The sequence below is a fragment of the Stenotrophomonas sp. 364 genome (assembly GCF_009832905.1).
GTDB classification, from domain to species: Bacteria; Pseudomonadota; Gammaproteobacteria; order Xanthomonadales; family Xanthomonadaceae; genus Stenotrophomonas; species Stenotrophomonas maltophilia_AP.
The window spans coordinates 1,172,202-1,197,786 of record NZ_CP047135.1 but is presented as its reverse complement, the minus strand read 5'-3'; the positions used below and the strand labels follow the sequence as shown (position 1 = coordinate 1,197,786).

General features: G+C 66.8%; 19 protein-coding genes. 15 read left to right on the top strand and 4 right to left on the bottom strand.

The genetic code is table 11. The features are described 5' to 3' along the window. Nucleotides 1-6: 6 nt before the first annotated feature. From dapD to map, 3 genes are read right to left on the bottom strand one after another with little or no spacing between them, the layout of a single operon-like run. Complete coding sequence (gene dapD, locus GQ674_RS05540; RefSeq protein ID WP_159496287.1) at nucleotides 7-1,080, bottom strand: 2,3,4,5-tetrahydropyridine-2,6-dicarboxylate N-succinyltransferase; 1,074 nt, start codon at nucleotides 1,078-1,080, stop codon at nucleotides 7-9. Next, nucleotides 1,080-3,716 (bottom strand): [protein-PII] uridylyltransferase, encoded by a 2,637-nt coding sequence (locus GQ674_RS05535; RefSeq protein ID WP_159496286.1) that lies wholly within the window; start codon nucleotides 3,714-3,716, stop codon nucleotides 1,080-1,082. The genes dapD and GQ674_RS05535 overlap by 1 nt, the downstream gene beginning before the upstream one ends. A 2-nt stretch (nucleotides 3,717-3,718) precedes the next feature. Next, entirely contained in the window at nucleotides 3,719-4,492 is a 774-nt protein-coding gene (map, locus tag GQ674_RS05530; protein WP_128098041.1) for a type I methionyl aminopeptidase, read from the bottom strand. 263 nt (nucleotides 4,493-4,755) lie between these two features. Between map and GQ674_RS05525 the strand changes: the two genes are divergently transcribed. The 7 genes from GQ674_RS05525 to tsf all read left to right on the top strand — a co-directional run bounded on the left by GQ674_RS05525 (nucleotide 4,756) and on the right by tsf (nucleotide 12,547). Continuing rightward, complete coding sequence (locus GQ674_RS05525) at nucleotides 4,756-5,286, top strand: spore coat U domain-containing protein (RefSeq protein ID WP_159496284.1); 531 nt, start codon at nucleotides 4,756-4,758, stop codon at nucleotides 5,284-5,286. 80 nt (nucleotides 5,287-5,366) lie between these two features. Next, entirely contained in the window at nucleotides 5,367-6,044 is a 678-nt protein-coding gene (locus GQ674_RS05520) for a molecular chaperone (protein ID WP_236546277.1), read from the top strand. A gap of 7 nt (nucleotides 6,045-6,051) precedes the next feature. Beyond that, nucleotides 6,052-8,400, top strand: coding sequence for a fimbria/pilus outer membrane usher protein (locus GQ674_RS05515; protein WP_159496282.1), 2,349 nt, complete (start codon nucleotides 6,052-6,054; stop codon nucleotides 8,398-8,400). Beyond that, nucleotides 8,397-9,446 carry a spore coat U domain-containing protein gene (locus GQ674_RS05510; protein ID WP_159496281.1) on the top strand — a complete coding sequence of 350 codons (1,050 nt, stop codon included), beginning with the start codon at nucleotides 8,397-8,399 and terminating at the stop codon, nucleotides 9,444-9,446. Before GQ674_RS05515 ends, GQ674_RS05510 begins: the two co-directional genes overlap by 4 nt. A gap of 361 nt (nucleotides 9,447-9,807) precedes the next feature. Beyond that, complete coding sequence (locus GQ674_RS05505; RefSeq protein WP_159496280.1) at nucleotides 9,808-10,506, top strand: fimbria/pilus periplasmic chaperone; 699 nt, start codon at nucleotides 9,808-9,810, stop codon at nucleotides 10,504-10,506. Between the two features lie 211 nt (nucleotides 10,507-10,717). Beyond that, the gene (rpsB, locus tag GQ674_RS05500; RefSeq protein ID WP_019184395.1) at nucleotides 10,718-11,542 is read left to right on the top strand and encodes a 30S ribosomal protein S2; all 825 of its coding nucleotides are present in this window, start codon (nucleotides 10,718-10,720) and stop codon (nucleotides 11,540-11,542) included. A gap of 126 nt (nucleotides 11,543-11,668) precedes the next feature. Continuing rightward, complete coding sequence (gene tsf, locus GQ674_RS05495; RefSeq protein ID WP_159496279.1) at nucleotides 11,669-12,547, top strand: translation elongation factor Ts; 879 nt, start codon at nucleotides 11,669-11,671, stop codon at nucleotides 12,545-12,547. Nucleotides 12,548-13,351: 804 nt separating this feature from the next. Here the strand turns inward: tsf and GQ674_RS05490 are convergent. Beyond that, nucleotides 13,352-14,047, bottom strand: a complete 696-nt coding sequence (locus GQ674_RS05490; RefSeq protein ID WP_159499260.1) for an AIM24 family protein — start codon at nucleotides 14,045-14,047, stop codon at nucleotides 13,352-13,354. A gap of 237 nt (nucleotides 14,048-14,284) precedes the next feature. Here GQ674_RS05490 and GQ674_RS05485 point away from each other — a divergent pair, with 237 nt between their 5' ends. The 8 genes from GQ674_RS05485 to bamA all read left to right on the top strand — a co-directional run bounded on the left by GQ674_RS05485 (nucleotide 14,285) and on the right by bamA (nucleotide 24,028). Continuing rightward, nucleotides 14,285-15,784, top strand: a complete 1,500-nt coding sequence (locus GQ674_RS05485) for a GGDEF domain-containing protein (protein ID WP_159496278.1) — start codon at nucleotides 14,285-14,287, stop codon at nucleotides 15,782-15,784. Between the two features lie 123 nt (nucleotides 15,785-15,907). Further along, nucleotides 15,908-16,639: a UMP kinase gene (gene pyrH / locus GQ674_RS05480; protein ID WP_038689459.1), complete on the top strand. Its 732-nt coding sequence runs from the start codon at nucleotides 15,908-15,910 to the stop codon at nucleotides 16,637-16,639. Nucleotides 16,640-16,790: 151 nt separating this feature from the next. Beyond that, complete coding sequence (frr, locus tag GQ674_RS05475) at nucleotides 16,791-17,348, top strand: ribosome recycling factor (RefSeq protein WP_128095742.1); 558 nt, start codon at nucleotides 16,791-16,793, stop codon at nucleotides 17,346-17,348. Nucleotides 17,349-17,353: 5 nt separating this feature from the next. Then, entirely contained in the window at nucleotides 17,354-18,124 is a 771-nt protein-coding gene (gene uppS / locus GQ674_RS05470; RefSeq protein WP_038689463.1) for a polyprenyl diphosphate synthase, read from the top strand. After that, nucleotides 18,121-18,945 (top strand): phosphatidate cytidylyltransferase, encoded by an 825-nt coding sequence (locus GQ674_RS05465; RefSeq protein WP_159496277.1) that lies wholly within the window; start codon nucleotides 18,121-18,123, stop codon nucleotides 18,943-18,945. Before uppS ends, GQ674_RS05465 begins: the two co-directional genes overlap by 4 nt. 2 nt (nucleotides 18,946-18,947) lie before the next feature. Then, nucleotides 18,948-20,138 (top strand): 1-deoxy-D-xylulose-5-phosphate reductoisomerase, encoded by a 1,191-nt coding sequence (gene dxr, locus GQ674_RS05460; protein ID WP_159496276.1) that lies wholly within the window; start codon nucleotides 18,948-18,950, stop codon nucleotides 20,136-20,138. Nucleotides 20,139-20,172: 34 nt separating this feature from the next. Next, the gene (gene rseP / locus GQ674_RS05455; protein WP_159496275.1) at nucleotides 20,173-21,531 is read left to right on the top strand and encodes an RIP metalloprotease RseP; all 1,359 of its coding nucleotides are present in this window, start codon (nucleotides 20,173-20,175) and stop codon (nucleotides 21,529-21,531) included. Nucleotides 21,532-21,604: 73 nt separating this feature from the next. After that, nucleotides 21,605-24,028, top strand: a complete 2,424-nt coding sequence (gene bamA, locus GQ674_RS05450) for an outer membrane protein assembly factor BamA (RefSeq protein ID WP_159496274.1) — start codon at nucleotides 21,605-21,607, stop codon at nucleotides 24,026-24,028. The last annotated feature ends 1,557 nt before the right edge of the window (nucleotides 24,029-25,585 follow it).

Here is a 25,585-nt window from a genome sequence, read left to right as displayed (position 1 = left end):
CAGGACTCAGTCGGCCAGGCCGCGCAGCAGGTCGTTGACGCTGGTCTTGCTGCGGGTCTTGGCGTCCACCTGCTTGACGATCACCGCGCAGTACAGCGAGTGCGAGCCGTCCTTGGACGGCAGCTGGCCGGACACCACCACGCTGTACGGCGGTACCGAACCGTAGCTGATCTCGCCGGTGGCGCGGTTGTACACGCGGGTGCTCTGGCCCAGGAACACGCCCATGCCGATCACGCTGTGATGGCCGACCACGAAGCCTTCCACCACTTCCGAACGGGCGCCGATGAAGCAATGGTCTTCGATGATGGTCGGGCTGGCCTGCAGCGGCTCGAGCACGCCGCCAATGCCGGCGCCGCCGGACAGGTGGCAATGCTTGCCGATCTGCGCGCACGAACCCACCGTGGCCCAGGTGTCCACCATGGTGCCCTCGCCGACGTAGGCGCCGATGTTGGTGAAGCTTGGCATCAGCACCACGTCCTTGCCGAAATACGTGCCGCGACGGGCAATCGCACCCGGCACCACGCGCACGCCGGCGCGGCGGAACTTGGCCTCGTCGAAACCGGCGAAGCGCGATTCCACCTTGTCCCAGAACGGTGCGGGACGCGCATCGACCACGGCCATGTCGTTGACGCGGAAGTACAGCAGCACCGCCTTCTTCAGCCACTCGTTGACCTTCCAGCCGCCGTGGCCATCGGGCTCGGCAACGCGGAACTCACCGGTTTCCAGGCCGTCGATGACGCGCCCGACCAGCGGCTTGGTCGAGCCTTCCAGCTCATGCAGGGTGAGCGTGGCACGGCGCTCGAAGGCGCTCTCGATGCCGAACTTCAGCTCTTCCACGCCCGGCGTGGCCGGCTTGCGCAGCGACTTGCGGGCAATGGTGGCGTCGCGGCTGGCGCTGCGCTTGGCCGCACTCTCGGCCGGGGTGGCGGCCTTGCTGGCCGGGGTCTTCTTCGCAGCGGCCTTCTTCACCGCCGGCACCTTGGCGGCGGCAACGGGCTTCTTCACAGCGGCCGGTGCGGCAGCAGTCTTCTTGGCTGCCGCGGTCTTGGCGGCAGTCTTCTTGGCGGGCTTGGTGGCCATCAGTGGGGGTCTCCGGCGTTGCGATCGGGGTCCAGGCACGCGAGCATCGCGTCGTGCAGCTGCTGCCTGGCAGATTCGGTAAGGGGGTGGTCGTGCTCATCGCTGATCACGAACATGTCTTCGGCGCGCTCGCCGAAGGTGGCGATGCGCGCGTCGTGCACGCGCAGTCGCTGGTTGCGCAGTACGAACGCCACGTCGGCCAGCAGGCCGGGGCGGTCGGGCGCGATCAGGCTGAAACGGGTGCCGGGGCTGCCATCGCTGCCGTCGCGGAACTCGATGCGCGGCGCAAAACGGAAATGCCGCAACTGGCGCGGAATCACCCGGCGCGAGGGTCGCAGGCGGGTCAGGTCACCGGCCAGCGCATCGCGCAGCGCCGCCTCCAGGCGCGGCGCGTCACCGTCGGCGAAGCTGTCGGCCGGGGTGACTTCGAAGGTATCGAAGATGGTATCGACCGGGCCATCCAGCACGCGCGCACGGTGAATGCCGTAGCCCTTGCGGTCCAGCGTCATCACGATCGCGGCGAACAGGCCATCCCGGTCGGGCGACTGCACGAACACTTCCAGCGCGTGGTCGTCCGGGGTGATCCGGCGCACCTTGACCAGGGTCTGGCCAGGCTTCACCGGCACCAGCGCGGCGGCCTGCCAGGCCAGCTGCTCCGGGCGCAGGCGGATGAAACTTTCGTCAGGCATCACCGCGAACTGGCGATCGATGGTGGCGTCGTCGTAGCCGCGCTCGCGCACCAGCGCACGCACCGAATCACGCGCTTCGGCAACCCGCTCGGCGGCCGGCATCTGATTTTCCAGGCCGTCGCGCAGCGCGCGCCGTGCGGCGAAATACAGGTCCGCCAGCAGCCGGTCCTTCCACGCATTCCACAGCTTGGGGCTGGTGCCGGCGATATCAGCGCAGGTCAGCAGGTACAGGTAGTCCAAGCGGTCGCGGCTGCCCACCAGCGTGGCGAAGCGGTGGATCACCTCCGGGTCGGAGATGTCCTGCTTCTGCGCGGTCACCGACATGCGCAGGTGCTGTTCCACCAGCCACGCCACCAGCTCGGTGTCCGAACTGCTCAGCGCATGCGCCTGGCAGAACGCGCGCGCATCCACCGCGCCCAGTTCGGAGTGGTCGCCACCGCGCCCCTTGGCAATGTCATGGAACAGTCCGGCCAGCAGCAGCAGCTCGGGCTTGCGCAGGCGCGGCCACACTTCGTGGGCGATCGAGAAGCGGTCGTCGGCGCGGCTGCTGGCGAACAGGCCGATGTTCCGCAGCACCATCAGCGTATGCTGGTCCACGGTGTACACATGGAACAGGTCGAACTGCATCCGCCCGGACACCTGCGCGAAGGCCGGTACCCACTGGCCCAGCACGCCGAGGCGTGCCATGCGTGCCAGCGTGTCGACCGCGCGCGGGCTGCGCAGCAGCGCCATGAACTGCTCGCGGGCCGCGACGCTGGCATCGGTGTAGGCCGGCAGCTCCGGCAGCGCTTCGGCCAACGCACGCGCGGTCAGCGAATGCAGGCCGCGCACGTCGGGGTTGTAGGCCCAGCTGGAAAACAGCGCGAACACCTGTTCGATGTCGCCCTGCGGCCAGCGTGCATCGTTGGCGGCCAGGTAGCCGCGGCGCAGCGAGAAGCCCACGCTGACCGGCTCGGGCACCGCTTCGCCGTCGAACTGTTCCTCGAAGCGCTGCAGCAGTCGGTCGCTGATCCGCCGCACCACGCTGGCGCTGCGGTAGAAGCCCTGCATCATTTTTTCAACCGCCAGGCTTTCGAGGTCGTCCTCGAAGCCCAGGCCGGTGGCCAGGGTTTTCTGGTAATCGAAGCGCAGGCGTTCTTCGGGCCGGTTGGCCACCAGGTGCAGGCCGAAGCGCAGCCGCGCCAGCGCGCAGCGTTCGCGCTTCAGCGCGGCCGCTTCGTCGGCGCCCAGGTGGCCCAGCCCTACCAGCGCTTCCAGGTCGCGCACGCCGAACGCGCGCAGGGCCATCCAGCCCAGCGTATTGAGGTCACGCAGCCCGCCCGGGCCGTCCTTGATGTCCGGTTCCAGATTGTCGGCGGTGTCGCCGAAGCGCTGGTGGCGGGCCAGCAGTTCCTCGCGCTTGGCCAGGAAGAATTCGCGCGGCGGCCACAGTCCGTCGGTGTTGACCGCGGCCTTCAGCGCGAGGCGTGCCGCCTCATCGGCCAGCAGCGGCCGCGACTCGATCAGCGCGGTCATCACGGTCTGGTCGGCGCTGGCATCGATGCACTCGGCGGCCGAGCGCACCGCGTGGCTGACCGGCAGCCCGCAATCCCAGAGCAGCGCAAACAGGCGCGCCAGGCTGGATTCGTGCTGGCGCTGGTGGGCGGGTTCGCCGAACACCAGCAGGTCGATATCCGAGCGCGGGAACAGTTCACCGCGTCCGTACCCGCCCACGGCAAACAGCGCCAGGCCACTGCCGGCAGGCAGGCAACGCTGCCACGCCAGCCGAATCAGGTGGTCGGCCGCACGCGCGCGCAACGCCAGCAGGCGCTCGATGTTGTCGCCCTGGTCGAAGCGGCGGTACAGCCGAGCGTCGGTCTGCTGCAGCGATTGCCGCGCCAGCGCCGACCAGTCCAGGTCGGTGACGGACGCTGCCGGCGCGTCCAGCATCGGGCTCGCCGGCAACATGCTCAGACCTGCGATTCGCCGGGCGAGAGGGTCAGCACGTCCACGCCGGTCTCGGTGACCGCGATCATGTGCTCCCACTGTGCCGACAACTTGCGGTCCTTGGTCACCACGGTCCAGCCATCGGGCAGCACCTTGTTGTAGCGGGTGCCCTCGTTGATCATCGGTTCGATGGTGAAGGTCATGCCCGGCTGCAGCACCAGGCCCTGGCCCGGACGGCCGTAATGCACCACCTGCGGCTCATCGTGGTAGACCTTGCCGATACCGTGGCCGCAGTACTCGCGCACGACACTGAAGCGCTCGCCTTCGGCCAAGGTCTGGATGGCATGGCCGATGTCGCCCAGGGTGGCGCCCGGCTTCACCGCACGGATACCGGCCCACATGGCCTGGTAGGTGGTGTCCACCAGGCGCTTGGCCATCGTCGACGGCGTACCGGCGTAGTACATGCGGCTGGTGTCGCCGTGCCAGCCGTCCTTGATCACGGTGACGTCGATGTTGACGATGTCGCCGTCCTTGAGGACCTTGGCTTCGCTCGGAATGCCGTGGCAGATCACGTTGTTGACCGACGTGCAGACCGTCTTGGGGAAGCCACGGTAGCCGACGTTGGCCGGCGTGGCCTTCTGCACGTTGATGATGTGGTCGTGGCAGATGCGGTCCAGCTCTTCGGTCGTCACGCCGGGCTTTACATACGGGGTGACGATGTCGAGCACCTCGCTGGCCAGGCGGCCGGCGATGCGCATCAGTTCGATTTCCTCGGGGGTTTTCAGATTCACGCTCATGGCGCCCATTATCGCCGATCCGGGACCAATCTGAACGGGATCGGGTGGAACGCTGGACAGCCGGGATTGGGCCACCCCTGGTCAGGTAACTGAACAAGCGTGATGCATATCGCAGAACGCGACCTTGTGCCGAAAACGGCCATTGATTGGGCCATATCTGCACGGTCCGGAAACAAGATAGAACCTATAACCGGGACAGGAAGCAGTAGCAGTCCGGCAGCATCGTGTTGTTCAGCAAGGACCGTTGTCCAAGGAGCATGCCCATGCGATTTCTCCGCACTACCGTACTCAGCCTGGCCGTTGCCAGCCTCGCCGCGCCCGCCCTGGCGGCCGATACCACCACCTTCAACGTCAAGATCATCATCACCAAGGCGTGCACGATCACCGCCGCAGCGGCCACCGACGTGGACTTTGGCTCGGCCCTGTCCACCGCCACCGCCCCGTCCAACGCACAGGGCACCATCACCGCCCAGTGCTCGGCCCTGACCCCGTACACGGTTGCCCTGAATGCAGGCGCCAACGCCGGCACCGCCAATGACGTGACCACCCGGCGCATGAAGAACACCGACGCCAGCGTGACCGCCAACAATTTCGTGGGCTACCAGCTCTACCGCGATGCCGCGCACACCAACGTGTGGGGCGCCACCACCGGCACCAACACGGCCGCCGGCATCGGCATCGGCACCGGCCTGGCGCAGACGCTGAACGTCTATGGGCAGATCGCCAACCCCAGCGTCAACAACGCCGCTGCGGGCAACTACCAGGACACCATCACCGCCACCATCACCTACTGAGGGTCCGCGCCATGCCGATTTCCGCAGGGCGATGCCCGTGGCGGTTCGGGTACGCGGCCCTTGGCTGGTGGTGGCTGCTGATGGGGAGCGCCACCGCCGCAAGCCTGCAGGTCGCCCCTACGTCATTGCAGCTCACGCCGCGCCAGAACGCCGACGCGCTGTGGCTCACCAACAGCGGCACCGCACCGGTCCAGGTGCAGGTGCGGGTGTTCGAGTGGCGCCAGGACAGCGGCCAGGACCAGCTTCTGCCCACCACGGAACTGCAGGTCAGCCCACCCATGCAATCGCTGGCCGCCGGCCAGCAACAGCTGATCCGGGTGGTGCGCAGCGACCCTGCCCCGCCCGCCGCGCAACGCGCTTACCGGGTGGTGGTGGACGAACTGCCCAGCGCGGTGCCGCAGGGCACCGGCATGCAGTTCGTGCTGCGCTATTCGATGCCGGTGTTCATCCAGCCCGCCGGCGACGCCCCGCTCAAGCACGCGCTGCAGGCCCGTCTGCTGCGGCTGGATGACGGGCGCCCGGCGCTTGAGGTGCACAACAGCGGCAACAGCTACGCGCAACTGGCCGATGTCGGCCTGGGCAGTGCGGATCGCCCGCAGATCGTGCACCCCGGCCTGCTCGGCTATGTGCTTGGCGGACAAACCATGCACTGGCCGCTGGATGTTCCGGCGGCCCGCCTGGCAGGCGCCACGTTCTCGGCGAAGATCAATGGCGAGTCGGCCCAGACGCCGCTGCCCGTCGCGCCTGCGGCTCGCTGAGGCCTGCATGCGGATGCTGCTCACCGCGACGCTGGCACCGTGCGCGGCGAACGCGGCCGACGCGGACATTGGCGTGTCCGGCGAGGCCCTGCTGCCGCCGCCCACGCCGCTCACCGCTGCGCAGACGCTGTATCTGGAGGTGACCCTCAACCAGGCCCCGCGCGGGTTGCTGCCCTTCACCGAACTGCAGGGCCGGTTGATGGCCTCGCCCGCGACACTGCGCCAACTGGGTTTTTCGGCCCGGGGCGAGGAACCGGTGGCGCTGGACCTGCTCAGCGGCGTGGTGGTGCGCTACGACGCGGGGCTGCAGACGCTGTCGCTCGACGTGCCGCTGGAGCAGCTGTCGCTACCGACCACGCGGCTGGAGCGCCCGGCCGATACCGCACCGGCGGCCGCGGCATCCCCCGGCGCGCTGCTCAACTACGACGTGTACGGCAGCCACACCGAAGGCGGCGGCAACCTCGCCCTGACCACCGAACTGCGCCTGTTCGGGCTCGGGCGCGGCGTGTTCGAATCCAGCGCGCTGCTGCGCACCTACCAGGATCCGGAGGACCGCCAGTGGCGGGGGGAAAGCGTGCGCCTGGATACCGCATGGCGACTGGATTTCCCCGATACGGCCGTCACCCTGACCGTCGGCGACTTCTACAGCGGCTTCGTCGACTGGAGCCGACCGGTGCGCATGGGCGGCGTACAGGTCGGACGCAACTACGGCCTGCAACCCTATCGCGTGCTGACTCCCACCCCGACCTTCCTCGGCGAGGCGGTGGTGCCCTCCAATGTGGAGCTGTATGTGGACGGCCTGCGCCAGTACAACGGCGAGGTCCCGGTCGGCCCGTTCCAGCTGGCCGCGCAACCGGGCATCAGCGGCACCGGTAACGCCCAGGTGGTCATCACCGACGCGTTCGGCCGCATGCAGACACTGGACTTCGCGTTCTACGGCGCCCAGCAGCTGCTGGCCAAGGGGTTGTCGGACTGGTCGGCGGGTGTGGGGCGGATGCGCCGCGACTACGGCATACGCTCGTTCGGCTACGAATCGCCGGTGATCGGCAGCGCGACCTGGCGCCACGGTGCCAGCGACAGCTTCACCGCCGAGGCGCATCTGGAAGGCGGCGGCGGAGTGTTCAATGGCGGTGCCGGTGGCTGGTGGCTGCTGGGCGGCGCCGGCGTACTCAACGCCGCCTACGCGCACAGCCGCATGGATGGCCTGCAGGGCGGCCAGTACTCGCTGGGATACAGCTGGAACAACCGCCGCCTCAACCTCAACCTGCTCACCCGGCGCACCCATGGCGACTACCGCGACCTGGGCGCGCTGCAGAACGCGTTGCCGCCGGACATCAGCGAACAGGCCACCGTCGGCATCAACCTGGAGCGCGCCGGCTCGCTCAGCGCCAGCTACCTGCGGCTGCGCTATCCCGACGGCGATGACAACCGTTACGCCAGCCTGTTCTGGTCACGCAGCTTCGGCGAGCGCTGGTCGGCCTACCTGTCGTTCAACCAGAATTTGTCCGACAGCGACGACCGCAGCGCCTACCTGTCGGTGTCGGCCGCGCTCGGCCGCAACCGACAGAGCAGCGTGTCGGCGCAGCGCAACGGCGAGCGCATGACCTACGTGGCCGATCTGTCCCAACCGGTGCCGGGCGATGGCAGCCAGGGCGGGGTTGGCTGGCGCGTGCAGGCACGCGGTGGCGACGATGGCGCAGGCGGGCTGGCCGAACTGGGCTGGCTCAACCGGGTAGGCCGCTACGCGCTGGGCTATTCGCGGCAGGGCGATTTCGATTACGGCTATGCCAACGCCAGCGGCAGCCTGGTGTGGATGGGCGGGCACCTGTTCGCCGCGCGCGAGGTGACCGATGCATTCGCGCTGGTCTCCACCGACGGCCATCCCGGCATCCCGGTGCGGCTGGAAAACCGTCTGATCGGCAGCACCGACCGCAACGGCCTGCTGCTGGTGACCTCGCTGCTGTCCTGGCAGCGCAACCGGCTCTCGATCGACACCCTGGACCTGCCCGCGGACATGCGCGCCGACCGCGTGGACGCCTGGGTCACCCCGCGCCAGAGCGCCGGGCTGGGCGTGGACTTCGGCCTGCGCCGCACCCTGGCCTGGAGCGTGGTGCTGCAGGATGCCGCCGGCCTGCCGCTGCCGGTGGGCAGCACCGTGCTGCTGCCCGGCGGGCGTACCGCCACCGTGGGCTACGACGGCGAAACCTACCTGGAAGACGTGGCGTTGCCGGCCGACCTGCAGGTGCAGCTGCCGGACGGCCGCTGCAGCGTGCGGCTGGCCCCGGCCGTGGCCCCCACCTCGCCCGGCACCACGCGGATCGGCCCGCTGCGCTGCCTGCCGGTACCGGCGCGATGAACACCGTGCGGTTGATCGCCCTGCCGCTGGTACTGGCACTGGCCTGCCTTGTCGCCCCGGCCCGCGCCGATACCACCTGCACCGCCACCGCGCCGACCGCACTGGCATTCGGCACCATCACCAACGGTGCCGCCACCGCGACCAACGCCATGACCAGCTTCACCATCACCTGCACCACCGCCGCACTGAGCGTCCTCGGCAGCGCCAGCGTGCGCGCCTGCCTGAAGATCGGCACCGGCAGTACCGGCAGCACCCTGCTGCCGACCCGCAGCATGACCAACGCCAGCGCCGACCCGATGGCCTTCCAGCTGTACACCAATGCGGGGCGCACCACCGTATGGGGCGCGGTGCCCGGCGGGACGCCGCCCGCGGCGGTGGTCACGCTCAGCTACGGCGTGCCCCTGCTTACCGGCGGCAGCGGCGCCCAGACCATCACCGTGTACGGGCAGGTGCCGGCCGCGCAGGTGTTGTCGGCCGGCAGCTTCGCCAGCAGCTTCACCGCCGCCAACGTCAGCCTGGAATACGCCTACAACGAGAGCATCATCGGCACCGCGCAGCCGCCGGCGCTGTGCACCACGGCCAGTGGCGTCAGTGGCTACAAGACCGCCGACAGCGCCTTCCCGTTCACCGTCAGCGCCAACGTGCTGCCCCAGTGCAGCACCTACGTCACCACCGACATGGATTTCGGCAGCAATGCCGGGGCGATCACCGCCAACCTGGACCGCACCTCCACCATCGGCCTGACCTGCATCAACCGCACCGCCTACAGCATCGGCCTGGACAACGGGCAGAGCGCGCAGGGCACCACCCGGCGCATGCGCTTTACCGCGCCGGACAGCAGCGTCTACTACATTCCCTACGAGCTGTACCGCGACCCGGCCCGCTCGCAGCGCTGGGGCAACACCCTCAACACCGACACCCAGTCCGGCACCGGCAACGGCGCGGCGCAGACGCTCACGGTGTACGGACGGGCTCCGCCGACCAGTGGCGCGATTCCGGCCCAGGGCAGCTACAACGACGTGATCACCGTCACTATCACTTATTGAACTAGTCGACACATCTATTCAAGCGGCTGCAATCACGGCCGTTAACGGTCGCATCCCCCGTCGTGCGATGTTCGATGCCCCCGCGATCGCCCTCCTTCGCTTTGGCCGGCCTGCTGGCCCTGTGTGCCGCCGCATCGTCCGCCACTGCCCGCCCCGCCACCGGCGGCAGCGCCGGGCTGCGGATCGGGGTGCGGATCGTCGCCGACTGCAGCCGCCCCGGCACGCCCGGCGAACCCGCCTGCCGACCCGCATAGCAGCGCAGCGACGGCCGCCAGCCGGTGCCGGCCCAGGTGACCGCCCTCAGCCCGACCATCGAGGCAGCACGCCCCGGGCAGCCGGCCCTGGTCACGGTCACGTACTGATGCGACGGCCCGCGGCACTCGCGCTCGGCGTGCTGGCGGCGTGGTCCGTCCACGCCCTGGAGATCCGCCCGGTGCGCGTGTCGGTCCCGGCCGGTCCGGCCCACGCCGAGCTGTGGCTGACCAACCCGGACGGTGCGCCCTGGTCCGGCCAGGCCCGGCTGTACCGCTGGGAACAGGCGAGCGACCAGGAACAGCTGGTGCCCGCTACGGACCTGGCGGTAAGCCCTGCCCGGCTGGAGATCGCGCCGGGCCAGCGCCAGCGGGTCCGCGTGGTCCGCCTCGGCGCCGTGCCCGCCGCCGTCCAGCAGGGCTACCGACTGGTCATCAGCCCGGACACGGGCGTCGGCGATGCACGTTACTCGCTGCCGGTGTTCGTGGAGCCGGACCGGCCGGTGCCGCCGGTGCCGCGGTTGCAGGTCGGCACCGAGGGCAGCCCGTCGGCCCCACGCCTGCACCTCTATAATGACGGCGACGGCCATGCCGGCCTGGCCGACCTGGTGTTCGTGGATGCCCAGGGGCGGCGTCAACCGCTGATCGACGGCCTGGCCGGCTATGTGCTCCCGCGCAGTGCCCGCCGCTGGGAACTCCCACCGCGACCGGATGGTTACGCCGGCGGCCGGTTCCGGGCCCGGCTCAACGATGCGGCCGAGGCCCTGCTTCCCGCCGTGATTGCGCCTGCCCCCGGCACCGAGCTATAATCGACCGGATCCCTGCTGCCCTGGCGCGGGAATACGTCAACACCGGACGTCACCGGTGAATTCACACCTGCCGCCCATATCCGTGCCGGGGTGCTCCGCAAGGAGTTCGGTCACGGAAGCGACAGGGAAGCCAAACCCCGGAACCATCCGCCTCGCGGCGGACCGCCCTCTATCACCCGTGGCGGCCGGTTCCCTATCAGGAGTTACTGCAATGCCTCAGGTCACCATGCGTCAGATGCTGGAAGCCGGCGTCCACTTCGGCCACCAGACCCGTTACTGGAACCCCAAGATGGGCCAGTACATCTTCGGCGCCCGCGGCAAGATCCACATCATCAACCTGGAAAAGACCGTTCCGCTCTTCAATGACGCGATGAACTTCATTTCCAGCGTTGCGCAGAAGCGCGGCACCATCCTGTTCCTGGGCACCAAGCGCAGCGCCCGCGAGTCGATCCGTGAAGAAGCCGAGCGTTGCGGCATGCCCTTCATGAACCAGCGTTGGCTGGGCGGCACCCTGACCAACTTCCGTACCGTGAAGCAGTCGGTTGCCCGCCTGAAGGAACTGGAAGCCGGCGAAACCGACGGCAGCTTCGACAAGCTGGTCAAGCACGAAGTGCTGGGCCTGCGTCGCGAGCGCGACAAGCTGGAAGCCTCGCTGGGCGGCATCAAGGACATGAACCGTCTGCCGGACGCGATCTTCGTCATCGATATCGGCCACGAAGACATCGCCATCAAGGAAGCCAAGAAGCTCGGCATCCCGGTGATCGCCGTGGTGGATACCAACTACAACCCGGAACTGGTCGACTACGCGATCCCGGGCAACGACGACGCCATCCGTGCCGTGCAGCTGTACGCCCGTGCCGCCGCCGACGCCGTGCTGGAAGGCAAGGCTGCCGCGCCGCACGCCGCCACCGTCCGTGAAGAAGAGTTCAGCGAAGCCGCTGCTGGCGAAGAAGCCAAGCCGGCCCGCCGCGCTCCGGCCAAGAAGGCTGCCGCTCCGGCCGCCGACGCGCCGGCTGCTGGCGAAGCCCAGGCCTGATCCAGGCCCACGGTGGGCGTTACGCGCCCACCGTTCCTGTCCGCTGCCGATGGCGCGACGACAGGACACTGTCACACGGGCCGGCCACCATGCCGGCCCAACCCCTTTCTTTCGTGAGGAAATCCCGTGGAAATCACTGCTTCCCTGGTCAAGGAACTGCGCGAGCGCACTGGCGCCGGCATGATGGAGTGCAAGAAGGCACTCGTCGAAAACGGCGGCAACATCGACGCCTCGGCCGAATGGCTGCGCAAGTCCGGCCTGGCCAAGGCCGACAAGAAGGCTGACCGCGTGGCTGCCGAAGGCATCATCGTGGCTGCACAGGACGGCAACAAGGCCGTGCTGGTGGAAGTCAACTCGGAAACCGACTTCGTCGCCAAGGACAGCAACTTCCTGGACTTCACCAAGGCTGTCGGCGCCACCGCGCTGAGCTCGGGTGCTGCCGACATCGACGCGCTGAAGGCGGCCAAGCTGCCGACCGGCGAGACGATCGAAGAAGCCCGCGCCGCGGTGATTGCCAAGGTTGGCGAGAAGGTCGACGTGCGTCGCATCGTGCGTCTGGAATCGACCAACAACGTCGCTGCCTACGTGCACGGCGGCCGCATCGGCGTGCTGGTTGAGCTGGCCGGCGGCGACGCCGAGCTGGCCCGTGGTCTGGCCATGCACGTGGCTGCGATGAACCCGCCGCACAACAAGGCGGCCGATGTGCCGGCCGAGTTCGTTGCGAAGGAGAAGGAAATCGAGCTGGCCAAGATGACCGACAAGGACAAGGCCAAGCCGGCCGACATCCTGGAAAAGATCATCAGCGGCAAGATCGCCAAGATCGTGAACGAAGTGACGCTGTACGGCCAGCCTTACGTGCTGGACACCAACCAGTCGGTCGAGCAGGTGCTGAAGGCTGCCGGCGCGGACGTGGTGGGCTTCAAGCGTCTGGCCGTTGGCGAAGGCATCGAGAAGGTGGTGGAAGACTACGCCGCCGAAGTGATGAAGCAGGCCGGTCTGGCCTGATCCATCACGCTGTCGCTTCGGTGATGGCGGATTGATCTGCTTCTACGAAAAAACCCGGCTTCGGTCGGGTTTTTTTGTGGGTGTTTGTTTTTTCGAAGCGTGAAGCGCAGAGCGTAAAGCTGGTTTCCTTGCTGTTTGCGTTTACGTGCTGGCTGGCAGGCTTACCCCCTGCCGGGACACGCCGTAAACCCATCCATGGGGGCTCGTGGGCGCCATCCATGGCGCCCAACGGTCCCGGCAGGGGGTAAGCCCGCCAGCCCCGACGTTGTTTCGCTAACGGATGGATGGGTAACAGCGGGGCTGTGTTTTTGCTGTTGATTGGGACTTGGTTGGTTGGTGCGGTTGGCTTGTTTGGGTTGTTTGGATGGGGAGATGGGTTGTGAATTGGAGTGGGTATTGGGTGGTTTGGAGCAGCCGACCAACGGTCGGCTCTACCCCCATATCTCAGTGAATCCACCACCCAATATCCCCACCCACCCGCCGGCCGGCCAACTGCCGGCCATTAACCAGCCACCACCCCATAGCAAACCGATAGCCCACTGGCCACCGGCTACTGCCCTCCCAACCGCACCCGCACTCTGTCGGGGGTTGGTGCGGGTGGGTTGGCGGGACCGTTGGGCGCCATGGATGGCGCCCACGAGCCTCCAGGGATGGATTCACGGCGTGTCCCGCCAACCCACCCGCACCGACCCAGCCGCCAGCACCGCGGCGCTGCAGTTGACGTTGACTTTGACTTTGCAGTTGCAGTTGCAGTTGCTCACGCCGTTGCCGTAAAAGGCCGCGCGCCAGCGCATCAAACCACCCTCACCCCTTCGCCTGGAACGAAACCTCCTCGTACGGCTGCACCACCACCCAGCCCTCGCCGGCAAAGCGCATCTGCAGACTCTCGCCCGAGCCCCGGCCCACCAGCGTACCCAGCGAAATGTCCGCCACGATCTCCGGCACCAGCGACCCCGACCAGGCCACCGTCGCGTTCGGATCGGTGAAGACCGGACCCGTCTGCGCGTTCACCGGCAGCGTCATCGGCTCGTAGTGCGACGTCATCGCCACGATCCCGTGCCCGCTCAACTGAATGTTGAACAGACCGCCCGACAGCATCCCCGCCACCTTCTTCATCATCGTGATCTTCGAAGCGATCCCCGTCTCGAACGCCAGCACATCGTTGCCGTTCACGAAAATCGACTCCCCCGCCAGCCGCAGCAACGTCACCTGCTTGCCCGCGTCCGCCAGGTACACCCGCCCCTGACCCTCCACCTTCATCAACTGCAGCCCCTCGCCGCTCACCATCTTCTTCAGCAGCGTACCCAGCCCCTGCTCCAGCAGCCCCTGCCGGGTGAACTTCACCCCGCCCTTGCGCGCCACCATCGAACCGGCCTTCGCCCAGACCATCCCGTCCACCCGGACTTCCAGCATGTGCGGACTTTCCAGCTCGAATGCATCCGCGCTGACATCCTTCTCCTGGGTGGTGGACAAAAACTCCTGCAACGTCTTTACGGCCATGTCGTGCGTCATCCATGCAAGGGAAGCGCGCATGGTAGCGCCCCTCCCCCTGCGCCGGGGAATGTGTTACCAAGGGCGCGATGACCCGCCCGCCGCGATCTGCCCGTTGGTTCTGCAGCACGTGGCGCATCGGCAAACGCAGTGCCGACGCCCAATCGATCCGCCAACGCAAGTATCAACGCCCAAATCTGTGACGCACTCCATGTATTCTTGCCTCAACACACCAATAGCCATGCCATGCCTCCCGAGCTGACAGCCGCCCTGGCGCTCTGCCGCAACCTGCCCTCGCCGCCCGGTATTGCCCTGCGCATCATCGAGCTGGCCCAGGATCCGGAAGCGGACATCACCACCGCCGCCGACATCATCGCCATCGATATGGCGCTCAGCGCGCGCATGCTGCGCATCGCCAACTCGCCGCTGTATGCCAGCCGCCGCCGCATCGAAAACCTCGGCCAGGCGCTGACCATGCTGGGCTTGAATGCCACCGTCAGCCTCGCGCTCGGCTTCACCGTCACCCAGGGCCTCACCGCACCCGGCGACGGCCAGGACCTGCGCGAACGTGCGTGGCGGCGCAGCATTCTCAGCGCCCTGGCGGCCAGCCTGCTGGGCCAGGCCCGCGGCCTGCGCAAGGCCGAAGAACTGATGCTGGCCGGCCTGCTGCAGGACCTGGGCATCCTGGTGCTGGCCCAGGCCCAGCCGGACACCTACCTGCCCCTGCTGCGCCAGGCCGTCGACAACGACGCGCTGGTCGCGCTTGAGCACGAACACCTGCAGTGCACCCATGCCGACGTCGGCGCCTTGATGGCCGAGCAGTGGGACCTGCCACGCTACCTGGTGGACAGCATCGCCCGCAGCGAATCGCCCGCCACGGCCGAAGACAATTTCCAGACCTGCGTGGCCCTGTCCGGTGCCGTGGCCGATATCTGGCTCAGCGCCGACGCCGACGCCGCGCGCGAGCACGCCCTGCACCTGGTCCACGAAAGACTGCAGCTGGACAGCGCCCAGTTCGATCAGGTGCTGGCCCGCATCAGTGACGCCCTGCCCGATATCAGCGCCCTGTTCGAGACGCCGCTGCTGTCGCCGTCGCGCGTGCAGCAGCTGATCGACCACGCCCAGGAGCTGGCGACCCTGCGCAACCTGCGCGAAATGCAGGACGCCGCCCAGGCCCGGCAGCGCGCCGACGAGTTCGAAGCACGCGCCAACCGGCTGGCCGAACAGGCCCACCGCGACGCACTGACCGGCGTGCTCAATCGGCGCCAGCTGGAGGCCGTGCTGGAACAGGAATTCCTGCGCGCCACCCGCCACGGCTGGCCGCTGTCGGTGGCATTCATCGACCTGGATGACTTCAAGAAGATCAACGACGCCCACGGCCACCTGATGGGTGACCAGGTGCTGCGCGTGTTCGCCGGCAAGCTGCAGGAGCAGCTGCGCAACAGCGATACCGTGGCCCGCTTCGGCGGGGAGGAGTTCATCGCGTTGCTGCCCAACACCACCGAGCTGGTTGCCCTGGAGGTGGTGCGCCGGGTCCTGGCCAACATCGTCAATACGCCGATGGCCGAGGTGCCCGACGGCCCCCTGTTCGTGACCTTCTCGGCCGGGGTCGCCACGCAGGGCGGCTACGAGCGTTTCGCCGATGTTCAGGACCTGCTGAAGGCGGCCGACGACGTGCTTTACCGCTCCAAGAACCTGGGCCGCAACCGCGTCATCGCACGCTCCCCCGGGACGGCACCGGCGTGAACCGGATGCCCCTTCCCAGCGGGGAAGGGCCCGGGGCCTGCGCCGCAGCGCAGCAAAATAAACGCACGGGCAGACCCGGCTTCCAGTAGAATTCCCGCGTTTTCCACGCATCCAGAGGTCACCATGTCCAGTCTTGCCTATCGCCGCATCCTGCTGAAAGTTTCCGGGGAGGCGCTGATGGGAGACGAGGACTACGGCATCGACCCCAAGGTCATCAACCGCCTGGCCCGTGAAGTCATCGAAGCCCAGCAGGCCGGCGCGGAAGTGGCGCTGGTCATCGGCGGCGGCAACATCTTCCGCGGCGCCGGCCTGGCGGCCGGCGGCATGGACCGCGTCACCGGCGACCAGATGGGCATGCTGGCCACCGTGATCAACGCGCTGGCCATGCAGGATGCGCTGGAGAAGCTCGGCGCCAAGGCCCGCGTGATGAGTGCCATCAAGATCAACGACGTGTGCGAGGATTACATCCGCCGCCGCGCCATCCGTCATCTGGAAAAGGGCCGCCTGGTGATCTTCGCCGCCGGCGTCGGCAGCCCGTTCTTCACCACCGATTCGGGCGCTGCCCTGCGCGCCATCGAGATCGGCGCGGACCTGCTGCTGAAGGCCACCAAGGTCGACGGCGTGTACGACAAGGACCCCAACAAGTACAGCGACGCGGTCCGCTTCGACAGCCTGACCTACGACGAAGTGATCCGCCGCGGCCTGGAAGTAATGGACACCGCCGCCTTCGCCCTGGCACGCGACAGCGACCTGCCGCTGCGCGTGTTCGACATGGGCCAGCCGGGCGAACTGCTGAAGATCCTGCACGGCGACAACATCGGCACCCTGGTACGCGGTCGCGACCAGGCTGCCTGAACGACGCAGTCATCCCGGCTGTCGGCCTGCGGCCGACCCCGCCGGGCACGCTGAGCTGAGGGTGCCGGCCAACGGCCGGCCCCGATAAGGCGGGCCACCCCCATATTCGCCTATAATCGTCCGATTACCAGTTACATCCAGGATTCGGGCGATGCTCAACGATATCAAGCAGGACGCGCAGACGCGCATGGCCAAGAGCATCGATGCTCTGAAGCACACCCTGACCTCCATCCGCACCGGCCGCGCCTCGCCGGCGCTGCTGGACCGCATCACGGTCAAGGCTTACGGCACCGACACCCCGCTGAACCAGGTCGCCTCGATCAGCGTGTCCGAAGGCCATTCCCTGGTCATCACCCTGTTCGACAAGGGCATGATCAAGGACGTCGAGAAGGCCATCTACGCCTCCGACCTCGGCCTGACCCCCAACGTGGCCGGCACCGTGATCCGCCTCAACCTGCCGCCGCCGACCGAAGAACGTCGCCGCGAGCTGGGCAAGCAGGTGCAGAAGGAAGGCGAAGGCGCCAAGATCGCCATCCGCAACATCCGCCAGGACGCCAACAAGGCCATCGCCAGCCTGATCAAGGACAAGGCGATCAGCGAAGACGACAAGAAGCGCGGCGAAGACGACATCCAGAAGCTGACCGACAAGTCGATCAAGGACGTCGATAGTGTCGTGGCCGAAAAAGAAAAGGAACTGATGGCGGTCTGAGCCCCATGTCCCAGGCCCCGACCTCCAGCACCCCTGCGGCCATCCCCCGCCACGTTGCCATCATCATGGATGGCAACGGGCGGTGGGCCCAGAAGCGGCGCCGCCCGCGCCTGATCGGCCATCGGGCCGGCGCGCGCGCGGTCAACCGCACCATCGATTTCTGCCTGGAACGCGGCATCGCCGCGTTGACCCTGTTTGCCTTCTCCAGTGAGAACTGGGGCCGGCCAACCGACGAGGTCGACGCGCTGATGAAGCTGTTCCTCAATGCGCTCGACCGTGAAGTGGACGAGCTGCATCGGCGTGGCGTGCGCGTGCGCTTCATCGGCGAACGCGAACGCTTCGGCGCCGGGCTGGTCAGCCGCATGCAGCTGGCCGAACAGCGCACCGCCGACAACCGCGCCATGACCCTGAACATCGCCGCCAGCTATGGTGGTCGCCAGGACATCGCCCGCGCCGCGCGCGAGCTGGCCGCAGAGGTGGCCGCCGGGCGCCTGCTGCCCGAACAGATCGACGAAGCGATGCTGTCCAGCCGGGTCGCCCTGGCCGACCTGCCACCGCCGGACCTGTTCATCCGTACCGGCGGCGACACCCGCATCAGCAATTTCCTGCTGTGGCAGCTGGCGTATACCGAATTGTGGTTCACCGACGTGCTGTGGCCCGAGTTCGACGCCGCCGTCCTGCAGCAGGCGCTCGACGCCTATGCCGCCCGTGAACGCCGCTTCGGCCTGACCAGCGCCCAGATCGCCGCCCTGGCCACCGAGACGTCCACCCCATGACCAAGACCCGAGTCATCGCCGCGCTGATCATGGCGCCGGTCGCCATCGCGGCGATCCTGCTGCTGCCCACCCAATGGCTGGCCGCCGCCGCCGCCGCCGTGTTCCTGATCGGCCTGTGGGAATGGCTGAAGCTGGCCGACGTGGACGACACCCTCGCCCGCACCGTGCTGCTGGTGCTGAACCTGCTGCTGATGGTGTTGATGGTGTGGGCCGGCGACGGCTCGCTGGTGCTGTACCAGATTGCCGCACTGGTCGGCATCGGCTGGTGGCTGATGGCGCTGCTGTGGCTGCGCTTCTTCACCTTCGGGGCCAGCCCGAGCAGCCCCGCGCGTGCGCTGAAGCTGCTGGCCGGCACCCTGGCCATCGTGCCGGCGTGGGCCTCGCTGGTGCTGATCCATGCCAGCGGCGACAACGGCCACCTGTGGCTGCTGACGGCACTGGCCGTGGTCTGGGCGGCCGATTCGGGCGCCTACTTCGCCGGCCGCACCTTCGGCCGCACCAAGCTGGCCCCCCGGATCAGCCCCAACAAGACCTGGGAAGGCCTGGGTGGCGGCATGGTGGCCGGGCTGGCGGTCGCGCTGGGCTTTGGCTACATGGCCGGCATCGACACTGCCCACGTTCTGGGCCTGGTCATCACCGCCGTGGTGACCGTGTTCGCCTCGGTACTGGGCGACCTGTACGAGAGCCTGATCAAGCGCCACGCCGGCGCCAAGGACTCGGGCCACATCATTCCCGGCCACGGTGGCGTGCTGGATCGCATCGACGGCGTGCTCGCCGCCCTGCCCGTGTTCGCACTGGGCAAGGAAATCTTCGGATTCTGAACATGGTCAGCGTTACCGCTCCCCGCCGGGTCGCCGTGTTCGGCGCCACCGGCTCGATCGGCGCATCGGCGCTGGACGTGATTGCACGTCACCCCGACCGCTACCGCGCCAGCGTGCTGGCGGCCGGGCGCCAGGTGGAGGCGCTGGTGGCACTGTGCGTGCAGCATCGGCCCGATCATGCCGTGATCGCCGACGACACCCTGTTCGCCGCGCTGCGTGACGGTCTGCGCGATGCCGGGCTGCCTACCCAGGCGCACGCCGGCGCCGCTGCGCTGGACCAGCTCGCCGCCAGTGCCGAATGCGACACCCTGGTCGCTGCCATCGTGGGCGCCGCCGGGCTGTCCTCGACCCTGGCCGCCGCTGCGGCGGGCAAGCGCATCCTGCTGGCCAACAAGGAATCGCTGGTGCTGGCCGGCGAGCTGCTGATGCGCCAGGCCGCCGCCGCCGGGGCCGAGATCATTCCGATCGACAGCGAACACAGCGCGATCTTCCAGTGCCTGCGCTCGCGCGATGCCAGCCTGGAAGGCGCCGGCGTCCGCCGGATCCTGCTGACCGCCTCGGGCGGCCCGTTCCGTGGGCGCAGCCGCGCCGAGCTGGGCCAGGTCACCCCGGCGCAGGCCGTGGCGCACCCGAAATGGTCGATGGGACCGAAGATCTCGGTCGATTCGGCGACGTTGATGAACAAGGGCCTGGAAGTCATCGAGGCCCACCACCTGTTCGGCATCCCGGGCGAGCGCATCGAGGTGCTGGTGCATCCGCAGAGCCTGGTGCATTCGCTGGTCGAATTCGTCGACGGCTCCACTCTGGCCCAGATGGGCCTGCCGGACATGCGCACCACCCTGGCGGTGGGCCTGGGCTGGCCGCAGCGGATCGAATCCGGGGTCGGCGGGCTGGACCTGCTGACCCAGGGACGTCTGGATTTCGAGGCGCCCGACAACGACGCCTTTCCCTGCCTGGGCCTGGCCTGGCAGGCCATGGCGGCCGGTGGTACCGCACCGGCCATCCTGAATGCCGCCAATGAAGTGGCTGTTTCAGCATTTCTTCAGGGAAAAGTCGCTTTCCTTGCCATTCCGGCGCTGGTGGCTAACGCTCTGTCAACATTGTCGGTCGAGTCCGCCGATACACTGGCGGTCCTGCTGGCTGCCGACCAGCGCGCCCGCCTGATCACCCAAGCCGCCATCGACCACGCCTGAATGCCCTTCCCACCTCTCTCCAGTGCTGTCCACCATGGGTGAATTCATCGGATCTGTCTGGTGGATGATCGTCAGCCTCGGCGTGCTGGTGACGTTCCATGAATTCGGCCACTACTGGGTGGCGCGCCGCTGTGGGGTGAAGGTGCTGCGGTTCTCGGTCGGCTTCGGCCGCCCGCTGTGGATGCGGCGCAACCGCGCCGGTACCGAGTTCGCCATCGCGGCCATCCCGCTCGGCGGCTACGTGAAGATGCTCGACGAGCGCGAAGTCGAGGTGCACCCGCACGAGCGTGACCAGGCCTTCAACCACAAGAGCGTGTGGCAGCGCATCGCGATCGTCGCCGCCGGCCCGGCCGCCAACCTGCTGCTCTGCATCGCCCTGCTGTGGGCGATGTTCGTACTCGGCAAGCAGGATTACTCCCCCACCATCGGCCGCACCAGTGGCATGGCCCAGGCCGCCGGGCTGCAGTCGGGCGACCGGCTGATCAGCGTGGACGCGCGCAGCGTGGTCACCGCCGGCCAGGCCAGCATGGCGCTGACCACCGCCGCCATGGACCGCCACGACGCGCGCCTGGAAGTGCTCGACGCGCAGGACCGGGTACAGACCCGGGTGCTGCCGCTGTCGCAGCTGCCGCAAGGCTTCGACGAGCGCCGGGTGCCGGTGCTGGCCGGGCTGACCTGGCAGTTCTGGCTGCAGCCGGCACTGGTCGAAAAAGTCGTGCCCGACTCGGCCGCCCAAGGCGTACTGCTGCCGGGCGACCTGATCGTGGCCGTGGACGGCCAGCGCATCGACGCCATCGACCAGGTGTTCACCGAAATCCACACCCTGGGCAAGCGCGGCGGCCCGGGCATGATCGAAGTGCTGCGCGGGGGCGAGCGCCTGGCCCTGGAAATCACCCCGCGCCAGGGCAAGGACGGCCGTGGCCAGCCCACCTGGCAGATCGGGATCGGCTTTGCCCAGTCCAGCGCCCCGGCCTACGACGCCGAACTCAAGTACGGGCCGCTTGCGGCCCTGCCGGTGGCCCTGCGTGAAACCGCCCGCATGGCCGGTGATTCGCTGGGCATGATGCGCCGGATCGTCACCGGCAGCGCCTCGCTGCAGAACATCTCCGGCCCGGTCACCATTGCCCGCGTGGCCAATGTGTCGGCCCAGCGGGGGCTGGACTGGTTCCTGTTCTTCCTGGCCCTGCTGTCGCTGAGCCTGTGCATCATCAACCTGTTGCCCATCCCCATCTTGGACGGCGGGCACCTGCTGTATTACCTTATTGAGTTGGTCAAGGGCAGCCCGCTGAGCGAGCGCGCCATGGCTGCCGGCCAGTACGTCGGGCTGGCGCTGCTGGCCGGGCTGATGGGGTTGGCGTTCTACAACGACATCCTCGGCCTGGCCGCGCGATGAACTTTTTCCCTTTTGTCGTCGTCTTATGCGCCGGCATCCCGCAACATTGCATTCGACTCCAACCGGACGTGACATGACGCGACTCCCCAATCGCCGCCTGCTTGCCCTTGCACTCGCCGCCGGTTTCGGCGCGCCCGCCCTGGCCCAGGCAGCCGAGCCCTTCACCGTCAGCGACATCCGTGTCGATGGTCTGCAGCGCATCACCTCCGGTACCGTGTTCACCTACCTGCCGGTGGAACGTGGCGAAACCCTGACCGACAACAAGGTCGGCGAGAGCATCCGTGCGCTGTACAAGACCGGCTTCTTCGAAGACGTGCAGCTGGATCGCCAGGGCGACATCCTGGTGGTCACGGTCAAGGAGCGCCCGGCGATCAACAAGTTGACCGTCACCGGCAACAAGGACATCAAGAGCGACCAGCTGCTCAAGGGCCTGAGCGACATCGGCCTGACCGAGGGCGGCACCTTCGACCGCCTGAGCCTGGACCGCGTGACCCAGGAACTTCGCCGCCAGTACAACGACCGCGGCAAATACAACGTGGACATCACCCCCACGGTGAGCCCGCTGGACCGCAACCGCGTGGACATCACCATCGCGATCAAGGAAGGCAAGGCCGCCAAGATCCAGCACGTCAACCTGGTGGGCACCGAGAAGTTCGCGTCCGAGGACATCCTGGAAACCTGGGAATCCAAGGAGCACAACTGGGCCTCGTGGTACCGCCGCGACGACCAGTACTCCAAGGAAAAACTGTCCGGCGACCTGGAAAAACTCAATTCCTGGTACCTGGACCGCGGCTACGTGGACTTCAGCATCGATTCCACCCAGGTCTCGATCAGCCCCGACAAGCGCGACATGTTCATCACCGCCGGCGTGACCGAAGGTGAGCAGTACAAGATCTCCGAGATCAAGGTCACCGGCGACACCATCCTGCCGCAGGAAGATGTCGAGCGCATGGTGATCCAGAAGTCCGGCGACACGTTCTCGCGTGCGCTGCTGGAGTTCAGCTCGGACGCGATCACCAACTCGCTGTCCAACATCGGTTACGCCTTCGCCAAGGTGAACCCGATCCCGACCAGCAACCGCGCCGACCGTACCGTGGCGATCAACATGCAGGTCGTGCCGGGCCCGCGCGTGCAGGTGCGTCGCATCACCTTCAAGGGCAACACCCGCACCTCCGATGAAGTGCTGCGTCGTGAAATGCGCCAGTTCGAGAACAGCTGGTACTCGCAGGCCGCGATCGATCGCTCCAAGATCCGCCTGCAGCGCCTGGGCTACTTCGAATCGGTCGACGTCGAGACCCCGCCGGTCACCGGCAGCAACGACCAGGTCGACGTGGTCTACAACGTCAAGGAAACCACGTCGGGCAGCTTCGTGTTCGGCCTGGGCTATTCGCAGTCCTACGGCATGACCACCTCGGTGCAGCTGTCGCAGAACAACTTCCTCGGCGGCGGCAACCGCGTGTCCGTCGAAGCCTCGCGCAGCAGCTACCTGCAGCGTTACGGCTTCAGCTACACCAACCCGTACTTCACCGATGACGGCGTGTCGCTGGGCTACAACCTGTCCTGGCGCGAACTGGATTACTCCGACTTCAACACCGCCCAGTACAACAGCACCAACCGTTCGGCGCAGATGGTGTTCGGCGTGCCGATCACCGAGAACGACACGGTCTCGCTGATGGTCGGTATCGACAGCAACCAGATCAACACCTACCAGGGCTCGACGCCGCAGTCGATCATCGACTACATCAATGCCATCGGCACCAAGACGTTCCACTCCTGGCGCACCGAACTGGGCTGGGCGCGCGATACCCGCAACGATTACTTCATGCCGACCCGCGGTACCTATCAGCGCATCGGCCTGGAAACGACCCTGCCGGGCTCGACGATCGAGTACTACAAGCTGAACTACCAGTTCTCCAAGTACTGGCCGATCCTCCCCTCGCTGGTCATCAACACCCGTGCCGAAATCGGCTACGGCGACAGCTATGGCAAGGACATCACGCGCGACCTCTGCTACACCGCACCGACGGCGGCCAACCCGAATCCGACCCAGACGGTGGACTGCAACTCCGCCTCGGCCGATTACGTGAAGACCGTCACCGCCACCGGCCTGCCGTTCTACGAGAACTTCTACGCCGGCGGTACCAACTCGGTGCGCGGCTTCGAGGACAACACGCTCGGTCCGCGCTCGGAGGCGAACAACAGCTACTACAACGGCCAGCCGCTGGGTGGTTCGGTGAAGACCGTTGGCTCGGTCGAAGCCTACTTCCCGCGTCTGTTCGATAGCCCGTCGGCCCGTATCTCGGCCTTCGTGGACTTCGGCAACGTGTACGACGGCAGCAAGAACTTCAAGGCCAACGAACTGCGCGTGTCCACCGGTGTGGCCCTGCTGTGGCGCGCCCCGGTCGGCCCGATCTCGATCAGCTATGCGTTCCCGCTGAAGAAGGAAGACGGCGACGAGATCGAGCGCCTGCAGTTTACGTTCGGCGGTCAGTTCTGACCGACGAAGCTGAATTGCCCAAGGTTTGCGTAGCAAACCTTGGAGCCCACAATGCTTCCTAGCCCCCGCACCGTTGGCGCGGCCCCCTTAACAGAAGGGGGCCTTTCCACCAGATGCGCTACGCGACGCCGGGCTTTGCCCGGCGTTTTCGTTTCCCGTAAGTCGGACCCTGCCATCGGTTGGGCCCGACCGCTAGCCGGCTTGGCGCGTTGATTGATACGCCGTCCCGATCCTCGTTCAGCACGTAGCTCAACATGGATTCGAGTTCCCTGCGAAGCAGGCCGCTGACCGTGAATCACTCACCCCCCACGACTTCAGCCCTTTCATCAGAAGCCGGCTGCCCACCAGAAGAACCACGAAAACGCCGGGCTTCGCCCGGCGCTTTCGTGTGGATGAAAAATACGATTGGCAACGCCCGCCGCTCTCGACCTGACTGAGCGAAGGGAAAGTTAGAGTTCAGCCGCCGCACTCTCGCATCGAGAACCCTTCACTCCCTGTGTAGGCATCAACCGCGGGAGACACCACCCGAGCTGAAACTACAAGATAGATGTTACGCACGGCACAGCACTCGCCGCCGCCCCTCAAAAGGTCACGCGACCGCTGGCTCCAGGGAACAAGTATCTCGGGATCACAACGAAAAACACTACCGCCCAGCGCGATACCGGGCGGCGGCTAACTCACAAGAAAATGTATCCGAGGGGGCCATCATTCCTGACGCCTTCAACGCCTTCACAGTTCAGATCAAGGCTATCAAAGTGCCGCCATTTTCCCCGCCACTGGAAGACGCATCGGTACATGGGTGTAGTGCCGGGCAAATGAACCGTAGAGATATACCCTATATCCCAGTCCCCGGGGCCCCATACACCGCCATTCTCTGCTTCGCACTTAGGGTCGGAGGAAGTGAAGTAATTCCATTCACTCGGACCAAAGCAGCTTCGAATAAGCACACTGTTTTCGAATGGCACTGCAGATACGAATCCAATAGTCCCCTCCACCGCGTAACCAATGTCCTCCCATCTTTCCGGCCAATAATGCATCGTGACACGGGTATTGGTTCTTTGACGATAGACCCTGAATATGTGTCGAAGCTCAACGCCCGGCGGAACGGCCAATGTGGCGTCGCGCTGCACGACAGCACCGGGAAGTGGGCCGGGTGCGAATTGATCACCTGCAGATACACTGCCAACTCCAAAGAAGAGCGACAACCCCAGAATGCATGACTTCATCAATATATCACTCCATTGAAAGCGAGCACTTAACTCGCAGTTACGATCCTAGCAACGCGCAGAAGCCAACAAAGTGACGCGCCACTTGTTTCGGAGACACTGAGAGTCTCGGCTGATTAGGAAAATCTATCCAATCGGCCATATCCTCACCCGAAGTGGAATGCAGCCTACGAAGACACACCCCTCGAAATCCCCCATTAAATCTCACGCAGCACCACGCGCGGATAATGCCGCCGAAGCGGACAACTATCCTGTGCAGTTTCTAGATCCAGCGTCCACCGGCTCACCTCTTTCAACAAAACGGGGCGACATCAGGCGTACCGCGCGATGC